The organism is Microbispora sp. NPDC004025 (assembly GCF_053604425.1).
In genome coordinates, this window is sequence record NZ_JBSGHN010000014.1 from 58,517 (window position 1) to 70,759 (window position 12,243).

General features: G+C 72.3%; 10 protein-coding genes. 6 read left to right on the top strand and 4 right to left on the bottom strand.

All coding sequences use genetic code 11. The annotated features are described in order from the left end of the window. Positions 1 to 87: 87 nt before the first annotated feature. Positions 88 to 684 carry a hypothetical protein gene (locus ACWEQG_RS29590; RefSeq protein WP_452289696.1) on the bottom strand — a complete coding sequence of 199 codons (597 nt, stop codon included), beginning with the start codon at positions 682 to 684 and terminating at the stop codon, positions 88 to 90. A gap of 397 nt (positions 685 to 1,081) precedes the next feature. Between ACWEQG_RS29590 and ACWEQG_RS29595 the strand changes: the two genes are divergently transcribed. The 3 genes from ACWEQG_RS29595 to ACWEQG_RS29605 all read left to right on the top strand — a co-directional run bounded on the left by ACWEQG_RS29595 (position 1,082) and on the right by ACWEQG_RS29605 (position 5,980). Continuing rightward, on the top strand, positions 1,082 to 2,668 hold the full coding sequence (locus ACWEQG_RS29595) for a protein kinase domain-containing protein (RefSeq protein ID WP_452289698.1): 1,587 nt from the start codon (positions 1,082 to 1,084) through the stop codon (positions 2,666 to 2,668). Positions 2,669 to 2,746: 78 nt separating this feature from the next. Beyond that, a complete protein-coding gene (locus tag ACWEQG_RS29600; protein ID WP_452289700.1) occupies positions 2,747 to 4,750 on the top strand; it encodes an erythromycin esterase family protein in 2,004 nt (667 codons plus the stop codon). 243 nt (positions 4,751 to 4,993) lie between these two features. Next, positions 4,994 to 5,980: an alpha/beta fold hydrolase gene (locus tag ACWEQG_RS29605; RefSeq protein ID WP_452289702.1), complete on the top strand. Its 987-nt coding sequence runs from the start codon at positions 4,994 to 4,996 to the stop codon at positions 5,978 to 5,980. 69 nt (positions 5,981 to 6,049) lie between these two features. Here the strand turns inward: ACWEQG_RS29605 and katG are convergent, their stop codons facing one another. Both katG and ACWEQG_RS29615 read right to left on the bottom strand, forming a co-directional pair. Then, positions 6,050 to 8,281, bottom strand: coding sequence for a catalase/peroxidase HPI (gene katG / locus ACWEQG_RS29610; RefSeq protein ID WP_452289704.1), 2,232 nt, complete (start codon positions 8,279 to 8,281; stop codon positions 6,050 to 6,052). Between the two features lie 33 nt (positions 8,282 to 8,314). Continuing rightward, on the bottom strand, positions 8,315 to 8,752 hold the full coding sequence (locus tag ACWEQG_RS29615) for a Fur family transcriptional regulator (protein ID WP_363473336.1): 438 nt from the start codon (positions 8,750 to 8,752) through the stop codon (positions 8,315 to 8,317). Between the two features lie 250 nt (positions 8,753 to 9,002). On the opposite strand from ACWEQG_RS29615, the gene ACWEQG_RS29620 reads away from it, so the two are divergent. From ACWEQG_RS29620 to ACWEQG_RS29630, 3 genes are all read left to right on the top strand, one after another. Then, a complete protein-coding gene (locus ACWEQG_RS29620; RefSeq protein ID WP_363473338.1) occupies positions 9,003 to 9,305 on the top strand; it encodes a hypothetical protein in 303 nt (100 codons plus the stop codon). Between the two features lie 92 nt (positions 9,306 to 9,397). Further along, positions 9,398 to 9,766 (top strand): MmcQ/YjbR family DNA-binding protein, encoded by a 369-nt coding sequence (locus ACWEQG_RS29625; protein WP_452289706.1) that lies wholly within the window; start codon positions 9,398 to 9,400, stop codon positions 9,764 to 9,766. A gap of 14 nt (positions 9,767 to 9,780) precedes the next feature. Next, positions 9,781 to 10,764 carry a DUF2804 domain-containing protein gene (locus tag ACWEQG_RS29630; protein WP_452289708.1) on the top strand — a complete coding sequence of 328 codons (984 nt, stop codon included), beginning with the start codon at positions 9,781 to 9,783 and terminating at the stop codon, positions 10,762 to 10,764. A gap of 18 nt (positions 10,765 to 10,782) precedes the next feature. On the opposite strand, the gene ACWEQG_RS29635 is transcribed toward ACWEQG_RS29630, so the two are convergent. After that, positions 10,783 to 12,126 (bottom strand): glycoside hydrolase family 6 protein, encoded by a 1,344-nt coding sequence (locus tag ACWEQG_RS29635; protein ID WP_452289710.1) that lies wholly within the window; start codon positions 12,124 to 12,126, stop codon positions 10,783 to 10,785. Positions 12,127 to 12,243: the final 117 nt, after the last annotated feature.

Genomic DNA, 12,243 nt, shown 5'->3' on the forward strand with positions numbered 1-12,243 from the left:
CGGCCGCAGATGATGCGCGGGCCTTGGCGATCACCCCGGAGCCGGAGCGCCCCCGCCGGAGGCGTCGCGAGATTGGACCGTTGTGATTCATAACGCACTCCAGTTGTCGAGGACGACGACGGGCGCCTCTTCCACATCCAGCCATTCGCTCTCGATGCCCATGCCGGTGGACGCCTCGATGAAGGCGAATGCCGCACTTCGTTTGCCCCGGTAATCCTCCGGGTCGAGACTGTCGAGCATGGCGCGAAAACCGGCCAGAACGCTTGGGTCGCCCTCCTGTTTCGCGTGCTCTCTGAAGAGGAAGTCGCGCATCCGGGCCCTGATCTTGCCGTCGGCCGCGTAGAGGATCGTGTATCCGCCTTTGAAGTGCCAGGTCGTCATCCATACGCGTGACCGCTTGCTGAGTTCGGTGAGGATGTGGTCTGGCGGAGCGAAGCCGTAGGAGAATTCAAGGAAACCGTAGGCTCCTTCACCCTCGTAAACGAAGAGGACAGGTAGATCCTCCGTGACGGCCTCTTCCGTGGGATACGCCATGGTGCGTTCCTCGGGATCACGGCCGCCGTTCAGCCGCCAGAGGAGATCGTCCACGGTGATCTGTTCGTCGAGGGGTTGTACTACGGTCCAGCAGAGTGCGTCCTCAAACCACTGCCGTCGGTGGAAGAGATCGCGGTAGTGATCAATCACGGAATTATTGTCGTGGAAGCCGTGGCGGTTACTCGCGGTGGTTGTAAGGGGTGCGTCTGTGCGGCGGCGTGGCACCCTCGCCCGGAACCATTGATCGATACGGCGGGGCAGGCGTGCGGCGGTCGGCCCGAGCCGCCGCCGGCCGGGGTCCGGCCCCAGGCCGCACGCTCGGACGGCGGGCAGCTCGGAACTGTGCCCTCGTGATTGGGCCGGGGCTTGCGACCTGTCCGGCACCTGGCTGGTATGCGGGCCGACGCGGGAGAGCGTTTGCCCCGCCACGACGCCTGACGAGGACACGGCAAGGCGTCGCCTACGTGTGATCCTCGCGAACGGGACCTGAGGGTGATCTTCCGCGGGGATACTGGGGTTCGTACGTGCCCCCGACCCCCGGAGCGTCATGCCGCAGCCGCTGGAGCCGAGCGATCCCGCACGCCTGGGCTCCTGTCGGATCACCGGCAGGATCGGCGAGGGAGGACAGGGCGTCGTCTACCTCGGCGAGTCGGCGTCCGGCGAACCCGTCGCGGTCAAGCTCTTCCACGCGCGGCTCGGCCAGGACGCCGTGGCCCGGGCCGCCTTCGCCCGGGAGACGGATCTCGCCCGGAGGGTCGCCCGGTTCTGCACGGCCCAGGTGCTGGAGTCCGGCATGGACGGCGGCCGGCCGTACATCGTGAGCGAGTACGTCCCGGGGCCCTCGCTGAACCAGGTGGTGGCCGCGCGGGGGCCGTTGTCGGGCGGCGCGCTCGAACGGCTCGCCATCGGCACGGCCACCGCTCTGGTCGCCCTGCACGACGCCGGGGTCGTCCACCGGGATTTCAAGCCGCACAACGTGCTGATCGGACCGGACGGCCCGCGCGTCATCGACTTCGGCATCGCCCGCGCTCTCGCGGGAACGAGTACGGTGACCAGCCAGGTCGTCGGCACGCCCGCCTACATGGCGCCCGAGCAGTTCACGGCGGGCGAGCTCGGTTTCGCGCTCGACGTGTTCGCCTGGGCGTCCACCATCGCGTTCGCCGCCACCGGCCGCGCGCCGTTCGGCGCCGACGCGATCCCCGCCATCATCAACAGGATCCTGCACCAGGAGCCCGACCTGGAGGGCGTCGAGGCGCCGCTGCGCGACCTGCTCGTCGCCTGCCTCGCCAAGGATCCGGCCCGGCGCCCGGCCGCACGGGAGATCCTCGACCGTCTCGTGGGTCCGCGCCACGACGCGCGAAGTACGCCGGCGGCACCGGCCATGGCGCCCGCGCCCGCCGATTCCGCGCCCGCCGATTCCTCGCAGGCCGGGCCGCCCGTGGAGGCCTCCGGCGCGCCCGCGCCTGACACCGCGCCTGACACCGCGCCGGGCGGCGGCCGGCGCAAACGGGTGGGGGCCGCGGTCGCCGCCGTGGTCGTGGCGGTCACGGTGGCCGCCGCCGTCGCGCTGCTCCCGTCTTCGCACCCGCCCTCCGCGGGGACCGGCGCGTCCACGAAGGAACGGGCGGCCGCCGGCACGGCCCCGGCCGCCGGCGGTGCCCCATCGCCATCCGCTGCCGCCTCGCCCGGCCGCACGGCCGAGCCGTCGCGGACCTCGTCGCCCGTCTCCTCGGCCCGGCCCCGGGTGCGACCATCGACGGCCGGGCCGGGCACGACGCGGCCCGCCCCCACGAGGACGGTCACCGCACGGCCGACCGCCCGCCGCTCGCGGACGGCCGCGCCGGTCCCGGCCGGCTCGCCGGGGTCGACGCCGGCGCGGCCCTCGCCCACGTCGGCGAGGCGGCTCGCGGAGCTCGGACCGGGACACTTCACCGAATACTGCGTGACGCTCGGCTGGGAGTGGGTCGAGTACCGCGAGACGCCCACGCCCGGCGCGTACTGCGTCAAGCGGAAGGGCGACACGATGTACCTCACCCAGAGCCGGCGCGACGCCGGTTGCCGCTGGCGCTACCCCGGTCAGCAGGCCTTCCACCGGTTCAAGGGCAAGTCGAACTACTGCTTCACCTACCGCTGACCGCCGGCGGTCCCCAGCGGCGCGTTTGCGCAGCTCGCATGGGGGTATGCGGCTGCGCGACCGCGGGAGGCGGGCCGCATGGACGATCGCCTGTTTTCGGATCGCCGGGACGCGGGCTCGGTGCTCGCGGGGCTGCTCGGGCACTACCGGGAACTGCCCGGCGTCGTCGTCCTCGGCCTGCCGCCCGGCGGTGTGCCCGTGGCGTACGAGGTGGCGACGGGCCTGGGCCACCCGCTCGACGCGCTGCCCGTGCGCAAGCTCGGCACACCCGGCCGTGAGGAGCTCGCGATGGGGGCGATCGCCGGCGGCGGGGTGATCGTGCTCGACGAGGACGTCGTCCGCGGGCTCGGCATCCAGTCCGACACCATCCGGCAGGTGGTGGAGCGGGAGGCCCGAGAACTGGCGAGGCGGGAGCGGGCCTACCGCGGCGACGCGCCCGCACCGGAGCTGGGCGGCAAGACCGTGATCGTCGTGGACGACGGACTGGCGACCGGCGCGGGCCTGCGCGCCGCCGTCCGCGCGGTCCGGCAGCGGGAGCCCGCCCGGATCGTGGTCGCCGTGCCCGCCGCGCCGCGGTCCACCTGCCAGGAGCTGTCGGCTCTGGTGGACGAGGTCGTCTGCGCGACCACGCCCACGCCCTTCTTCTCGGCGGGGGAGTCGTACTGGAACTTCAGCCGGATCCCGGACGACGAGGTGCGCAAGCTGCTGCGCGCGGCGGCCGCCCGGGCCCCGGCCCGGGCCACGCCCGCCACGACCGGCCTCGCGGCCCTGCGCTCGCAGCTCGTCCCCACACGGGACGGCGTCCCCTCGGACGAGGTGCTGTTCGGCCTCGTCGGCGACGCGCGGTTCGTGCTGATCGGCGAGGCGTCGCACGGCACCCACGAGTTCTACGCCGCGCGCGCCCGCATGACGCGGCGGCTCATCGAGGAGAAGGGCTTCGTCGCCGTGGCGGTGGAGGCCGACTGGCCCGACGCCTACCGGGTGAACCGGTATGTCCGGGGACGCGGCGACGACGCGTCCGCCGAGGAGGCGCTGCGCGGCTTCCGGCGTTTCCCCACCTGGATGTGGCGGAACGCGGACGTGCTGGAGTTCGCCGGGTGGCTGCGCGAGCACAACGAGCGGCTGGACGAGCGGGCGCGGTCCGGTTTCTACGGGCTCGACCTCTACAGCCTGCATCACTCCGCCGACGAGGTCATCGCGTACCTGGACGCGGTGGACCCGGGCGCGGCGGAACGGGCCCGCGACCGATACGCCTGCTTCGACCACAGCGACGGCGACGACGGGCAGGCGTACGGCTTCGCCGCCGCCTTCGGCGCGGGGGAGTCGTGCGAGCGGCGGGTGGTCGACCAGCTCGTCGACCTCCAGCGCAACGCGCTGCGCTACCAGCGGGCGCAGGGGCTGCTCGGCGAGGACGAGTTCTTCCACGCCGAGCGGAACGCGGCGGTCGTGGCCGCCGCCGAGCGGTACTACCGCACGATGTTCGCCGGCCGGGTGTCGTCGTGGAACCTGCGCGACCGGCACATGGCCGACACGCTGTTCGCGCTGGCCGAGCACCTCGGCTGGCAGCGCGGCGAGCCGGCGAGGATCGTGGTGTGGGCGCACAACTCCCACCTCGGCGACGCGCGGGCGACGGAGATGGGCGCGCGCGGCGAGCTCAACCTCGGCCGGCTGGTGCGCGAGCACAACCCGGAGGACTGCCGGCTCATCGGCTTCACCACCTACACCGGCACCGTCACGGCGGCCGGCGACTGGGGTCAGCCAGCCGAGCGGAAGAACGTGCGCCCGGCGCTGCCCGGCTCGGTCGAGGAGTTGTTCCACGAGGTCGGGCACGCGGAGTTCCTGGTCGATCTCGCCCGCCCGGCCGGCGCGGCGGACGCGCTGCGCGGGGCGCTGCTCGAACGGGCCATCGGGGTCGTCTACCGTCCGGGCACGGAGCGGCGGAGCCACTACTTCCAGACCCGCCTGCCCGACCAGTTCGACGCGGTCGTCCACATCGACGAGACCGGCGCGGTGGAGCCCCTGGAGCGTACGGCCCGCTGGGAGCGTGGAGAGGTTCCGGAGACCTACCCGGCGGGGGTCTGAGTCCCGGGCGGCGGCGGGGGCTGCTGAGGAGCGACGGCGCGCAGAGCGACCTCTTCCACCCGGGGAACCGCGACCGCGAAGACGCCCAGAAACGGTCCGCCCGGCGAACGCCAGGGACCGGTCGCGTCGACCGACCCCTTGACGTGGGGCTCGAGATTTTGCCGGACCGGCAACACGATTCGCGGCGGCGTGACGGTCCGGCGGATGATTCCCACGGAAACCACCAGGAACTTTGGAGGATCGATGGCGCAGCCCGCTCCCGCCGCGGCGGTCACACATCGTCTGGTCTCGTCTCCCGCCGGTCGCATCCACGTTGTGGAGCAGGGCTCGGGGCCGCTGGTGCTGCTGGTGCACGGGTTTCCCGAGTCCTGGTATTCGTGGCGCCACCAACTGCCCGTGCTGGCCGCGGCCGGCTACCGGGCCGTCGCTCTGGACGTCAGGGGCTATGGCCGCTCCTCCAAGCCCGGGGACGTGGCCGCGTACCGGATGCTGGAGCTGGTCGAGGACAACGTCGCGGTCGTGCACGCCCTGGGCGAGCGGACCGCGGTGATCGTGGGCCACGACTGGGGCGCGACCATCGCCGCGAACTCCGCCCTCGTGAGGCCCGAGGTCTTCCGCGCGGTCGGCCTGCTGAGCGTGCCGTACGCTCCGCGCGGCGGGCCGCGGCCCAGCGAGGTGTTCGCGCGGATGGGCGGAGAGGAGGAGTTTTATGTCGGCTACTTCCAGGAGCCCGGCCGGGCCGAGGGCGAGATCGAGCCGGACGTCCGCGGCTGGCTCGCCGGCTTCTACGCCGCCCTGTCCGCCGACACCATGCCCTCCGCCGGTGCCCCGGACCCGCACTTCGTGTCCCCGGGCGGAAGGCTGCGCGACCGCTTCCCCTCCGGCCGGCTGCCCGCCTGGCTCAGTGGGGACGATCTCGACGCCTACGCGGCGGAGTTCGAACGGACCGGCCTGACCGGGGCGCTGAACCGCTACCGGAACATGGACCGGGACTGGGAGGACCTCGCCGGCTTCGACGGCGCCGCCATCTCACAGCCGTCGCTGTTCATCGGCGGCGCGCTGGACGCCTCCACCACCTGGATGGCCGACGCCATCGCGGCCTACCCGGTCACGCTGCCGGGCCTGGTCACCTCGCGCGTACTCGACGGCTGCGGCCACTGGATCCAGCAGGAACGCCGGGACGAGGTCAACGACATCCTGACCGGCTGGCTCGCCTCCCTGCCCGACTGAACACGGCGCCCGCCTGAACACGGGAACGTCCGGCCGGCCCGTGGGGGCCGGCCGGACGTCACGTCATGCTCAGATCAGGTCGAACCGGTCGAGGTTCATGACCTTGTCCCACGCCTTGACGAAGTCCTGCACGAACTTCTCCTTGGCGTCGTCGCTCGCGTAGACCTCCGCGACCGCGCGCAGCTCCGAGTTGGCGCCGAAGACGAGGTCGGCCCGGGTGCCGGTCCACTTGACCTCGCCCGTGGCGGCGTCGCGCGCCTCGAACGTGGTCTGGTCCTCCGAGGTCGACTTCCACTCCGTGCCCAGGTCGAGCAGGTTGACGAAGAAGTCGTTGGTCAGGACCTCGGGGGTCTCGGTGAGGACGCCGAGCTTGGACTGCTGGTGGTTGGCGCCCAGGACGCGCAGGCCGCCGACGAGGACCGTCATCTCGGGGGCGCTGAGGTTCAGCAGGTTCGCCCGGTCGATGAGCAGGTACTCGGCCGGAAGCCGGTTGCCCTTCCCGTAGTAGTTGCGGAACCCGTCGGCGGTCGGCTCGAGCGCGGCGAACGACTCCACGTCCGTCTGCTCCTGCGACGCGTCCACGCGACCCGGGGTGAAGGGGACCTCGACGTCGAAGCCCGCGTCCTTGGCGGCCTTCTCGACGGCGGCGCACCCGGCGAGCACGATCACGTCGGCGAGGGAGACCTGCTTGCCGCCGGTCTGGGCGGCGTTGAACGACTCCTGCACGCTCTCCAGGGTGCGCAGCACGGCCGCGAGCTGGTCGGGGTCGTTGGCCTCCCAGCCGATCTGCGGCTGCAGACGGACGCGCGCGCCGTTGGCGCCGCCGCGCTTGTCGCTGCCGCGGAAGGACGCGGCCGACGCCCACGCGGTGGAGACGAGCTGGGACACCGACAGGCCCGAGGCGAGGATCTGCTCCTTGAGGGCGGCGATGTCCGCGGCGTCGACGAGCTCGTACGTCCGCTCCGGCAGCGGGTCCTGCCACAGCAGCACCTCGCCCGGGACCTCAGGGCCGAGGTAGCGGGAGACCGGGCCCATGTCGCGGTGGGTGAGCTTGAACCACGCCCGGGCGAAGGCGTCCGCGAACTCGTCGGGGTTCTCCAGGAAGCGCCGCGAGATCTGCTCGTAGATCGGGTCGAACCGGAGCGCGAGGTCGGTCGTCAGCATCGTCGGGGCGTGACGCTTCGACGGGTCGTGGGCGTCGGGGACGGTGCCCGCACCGGCGCCGTCCTTCGGCCGCCACTGGTTGGCGCCGGCGGGGCTCTTGAACAGCTCCCACTCGTAGCCGAAGAGAACCTCGAAGAAGCTGTTGTCCCACGTGGTCGGGGTGGGCGTCCAGGTGACCTCGAGACCGCTGGTGATCGTGTCGCCGCCCTTGCCGGTGCCGTAGCTGTTCTTCCAGCCCAGGCCCTGCTGCTCGATCGGGGCGGCCTCGGGGTCGGGACCGACGTTGTCGGCCGGGCCCGCGCCGTGGGTCTTGCCGAAGGTGTGACCACCCGCGATGAGGGCCACCGTCTCCTCGTCGTTCATCGCCATGCGGCGGAACGTCTCACGGATGTCGCGGGCCGCGGCGAGCGGGTCCGGGTTGCCGTTCGGGCCCTCCGGGTTGACGTAGATGAGGCCCATCTGGACCGCGGCGAGCGGGTTCTCCAGCTCACGGTCGCCGCTGTAGCGCTCGTCGCCGAGCCAGGTGGTCTCGGGGCCCCAGTAGACGTCGTCGTCGGGCTCCCAGGCGTCCACGCGGCCGCCGGCGAAGCCGAAGGTCTTGAAGCCCATCGACTCCAGGGCGACGTTGCCCGTGAGGATCAGGAGGTCGGCCCAGGAGATCTTCTTGCCGTACTTCTTCTTGACCGGCCACAGTAGGCGGCGGGCCTTGTCGAGGTTGCCGTTGTCGGGCCAGCTGTTGAGCGGAGCGAACCGCTGCTGGCCCGTGCCGGCGCCGCCGCGGCCGTCGCTGATCCGGTAGGTGCCCGCGCTGTGCCACGCCATCCGGATCATGAGCGGGCCGTAGTGGCCGAAGTCGGCCGGCCACCAGTCCTGCGAGGTGGTCAGCACCTCGGCGATGTCCCGCTTCACGGCCGCGAGGTCGAGGGTCTTGAACGCCTCACGGTAGTCGTAGTCCTCGCCGAGGGGGTTGGCCACGGCGGGGTTCTTGGCGAGGATCTTCAGGTTGAGCCGCTCCGGCCACCACTGGTGGTTGGCGTTGCCCTGGGTCGGGTGCACGGCGCGCGTGTGCGCGACCGGGCAGCCGCTCTCACCCTCCGTCTTCGGGTCGACAACGATTGCGTCGTGGTTCTCGGTCAAGGGAATCCTTCTGAAACTAGTCGATCATGGGGCTCAGGAAGCGCGGGCGGTGGAACAGCCGGGGCACAGGCCCCAGTAGATGACGTCGGCCTCGTCGATCGTGAAGCCGTGGTCGTCGGAGGCGGTCAGGCACGGCGCCTCGCCTGCCGCGCAGTCGACGTCGGCGACGACACCGCACGACCGGCACACGACGTGGTGGTGGTTGTCGCCGACGCGGCCCTCGAACCGGGCCGGGCTGCCGGCCGGTTCGATGCGGCGGACGAGGCCCGCTGCGGTCAGGGCATGGAGGGCCTCGTACACGGCTTGCAGGGAGACGTGGCCCACGCGATCGCGGACCCCGGAGGCGATCGCCTCGACGTCGAGGTGGTCACCACTGCGGACGGTCTCGAGCAGTGCGACGCGGGCGGCCGTCACCCGCAGGCCGGCCCCGCGCAAGTCCTCGGCGGTGGTCGGAGTCCTGGGCGCGATCATGCCGCCAAACATACAGCCTCAAACACGACTAGTTCAAGAGAACGAATCACCCAAATTACTTGTCGTCTAAGGAAACGCCCGGAAAACGGCGCGGAGCGACGGCCGGACGCACCGGAGCGACGGCCGGGTGGCCCAAACGGGAGTAGAGCCTCCCATGGGCTTGCGCAAAAGCGGCCGAGGCGGTGCCTCCGGCGTACCCACGGGGGTACCAAGGCAGCAGTCCGCGGTTTCCGGAGAGGGGAATCCCCCCATGACCACAACGACTGAACACCATCCGCACACGCAACACGAGCACCGGCACGGGGCCGGGTGCGGCCATGTCGCGGTGCCGCACCGCGACCATGTGGACTACGTCCACGACGGCCACCTGCACCGGGTGCACGAGAACCACGTCGACGAGTGCGAGGAGAGCGCGCACGCCGTCCACGACGTGCACGACCACGAGCACGGGCCCGGGTGCGGGCACGTGGCCGTGCCGCACGGCGACCACGTCGACTACATCCACGACGGCCACCGCCACGTCCGCCACGACGGTCACTGGGACGACCATTGACCCTGCCCCTGCCCCGCGCCGGGCGGGTGGCCGGGGTGGAGCGCGGCCCGTACCCTGGTCGGTCATGACGATCGTGCGAAGAGGCGAGCCGCGTGGGCGATGAGGAGGCGGCGGCCAGAATCCGGGAGATCTGCCTGGCCCTGCCGGAGGCCGTGGAGAAGCCGTTCGGGGGCCACACCGCGCCCACATACCGGGTCGGCGACAAGATGTTCGCGATGACGAGCGAGGACGGGCGGTCGCTGACGTTCAAGGCCGGCCCGGGGGTGCAGGACGCCCTCGTGGCCTCGGAGCCGGAGCGCTTCTTCGTCCCGCCGTACGTCGGCCGCAACGGCTGGGTGGGCGCGCGCCTGGACGCCGATCAGGACTGGGACGAGATCGCCGGGCTGCTCGAGGACAGCTACCGGCTGATCGCGCCGAAACGGCTGGTCCGGCTCCTCGACGAGCGGCCGGCGACCCCGTGATGGCGGGCGAACGCGTGACCACCCACGAACGGGAGATCACCGCGCCCGTCGACCTGTGCCTGCCCGGCGGGCGGCTCGACCCCGGCGCCGTCGGCTGGACCCGCCGCCCGCTCCACCGGGCGAACCTGCGCGGCTGGGGACGGCGCAAGCGCTGGGAGTACTGGGGCGTCGTGACGCCCCGCCACATCGTCGGCCTGGTGGCGTCGTCGCTCGACTACGCCGGCGTGTACGGCCTCTACGTGCTGGACCGGGACACCGGCGAGGAGATCACCGAGGACGTTACGGTCCCGCTGGCCCGCGGCGCCGTGTTCCCCGAGCGCAGCGGGGCCGGGACGGCCGCGGTCCGCGGCGGCGGCCTGGAGATCCGTATCGACCAGGACCCGGGCGGCGCCACGATCCGGGCCACGGCCCCCGGTGTCGAGGTGGACCTGCGGGCGGCGTCGCCCGAGGGGCACGAGTCGCTGGGCGTGGTGGTGCCCTGGGGGCCGAACCGGTTCCAGTACACGGTGAAGGACGTGGGCCGGCCCGTACGCGGACGCCTCCGGCTGCCGTCGGGCGAGTACGCCGTCGGCGAGACGGACTCCTTCGCCGTGCTGGACCACGGCCGGGGCAAGTGGCCGTACGCCATCACCTGGAACTGGGCGGCCGGCAGCGGGCCCGGCAGGGCCGTCCAGCTCGGCGGCAGATGGACCGACGGCACCGGCTCCACGGAGAACGCGCTGTTCCTCGACGGCCGCCTGCACAAGATCGGGGACGAGCTGACCTGGTCCTACGACCGGACGGACTGGAAGCGTCCGTGGCGGATCACCGGCCCGCGCGTCGAGGTGGAGTTCCATCCGTTCCACGTGCGGGAGGCCCGCACCGAGCTCGGCGTCGTGGGCAGCGAGACCCACCAGTGCTTCGGCCACTTCGGCGGACGGGCGCGGGCCGACGACGGCGCCTGGGTGGACCTGGACGGTCTGACCGGTTGGGCGGAGGAAGCGCGCAACCGCTGGTAGCGGGGGCGAGCAGGCGCCTCACAGCGGCGGGTAGGCGTTGGCCAGGAGCTGCTGGAACTGCGCGCCGAACCACTGTCCCGCCGGCGGGGCGCCCGGGAGCGCGCCACTGGGCACGTACGCGCCGGTCACGGGGGCGTACGCGGGGTCGCACATGAGATCGTGCCGGGTGCCGTCGGGAGCGGTGACGTTCACGCTGGAGCCGTCCGAGACACCCGGCTGCTTGATCCAGGCGTACGCGTCGACGCCGTAGGCGGGAATGGCCCGGGGCCGCTCGCCGAGCCCGGCGCCGGCCTGGTTGCACCAGTTGCCGACGCTCTTGCGGCGGTCCACCCGGGATTCGTCGACGAACCGGTTCACGTCGGTGGAGGTGCTCCGGCGGACCGGGCGGTCCGGGCCGCCCCAGCCGCTGCGCGAGGTGTCGATCACCATGCCGACGCCGGACGGGAACCCCGCCGCGATGAGCCGCTGCCGGAACGCCTGGGCGAAGGAGAGCTCGTCCACGTAGTCGTTCCACTCGACCCACCGCGACATCTTCACCGGCTGCCCGTTGATCTTCATCTGGGCGTCGTAGTGCGGCTCGGCCAGGGCGTTGTAGCCCCCGACGTTCACCGTGAAGCCGTGCACCGCCGACAGTCCGCCGCCGGTCGCGCCCGCGATGCTCGCGAGCAGGCCGGCGGCCCGGCCGATGTTGTCGGGGTAGCCGACGACGCCGTGGTGGGAGGCGTCGAGGTAGACGTACACGTTGGGGATGGCGTGCAGCCGGGTCACCGCGTACCGCACCGCCTCCGGGTAGGCGCCGCTCGCCTGGACGGCGGCGCAGCGGCCGGTGGGGGCGGGCAGGAGCAACCCCGGCAGGAAGTCGGGCTCGACGATCGCGACGATGCGCAGTCGCTGGTAGGCCGGGTCGGCCAGGATCTCGGCGATCGGGTCGACGTACTCGGTCCGGTAGCGGTTCAGGCCGTCGGCCGCCACGCTGAAGTCCCCGTTGGAGACCAGGTGGGTGCAGTTGCGGTCCGGCAGGTCGTTCAGCACGACCTGGATCGTGAGCGGGCCCGAGACACCGGCGTCCTGCAGGACCGCCTCGTTCAGATGCGCGCGCAGCCCGGGCGAGGAGGGCGTCCCCTCGACGCGGGCGACGCGGTCGAGCCAGACGGCGGTCGGTTGGTTGGCCACCGCCGCGCCGCCGGGCTCCGCCGCGGCCGACGCGGACCACCAGGGGTCTACGTAGCCCTGGGCGGCCACGTAGGGGTTGTCGACGCGGGTGTCGGCGGCGGCCGGGGTGCTCGTGAGGAACGCCATGACCGGCAGGAGGGCCAGCGCCGCGACCATCGCCCCGAGACGCGTTACGAGACGCACCGCCATGCCGTGCCTCCTCGACCGATGGCGTGGGATCTTCCTGTTCAGCACGATCACTCACGCGACGGGCGCGGACAACACCCGGTCGGCGCGCCGGCCGTCCGCGAAGCCCCGCCGCCCGCT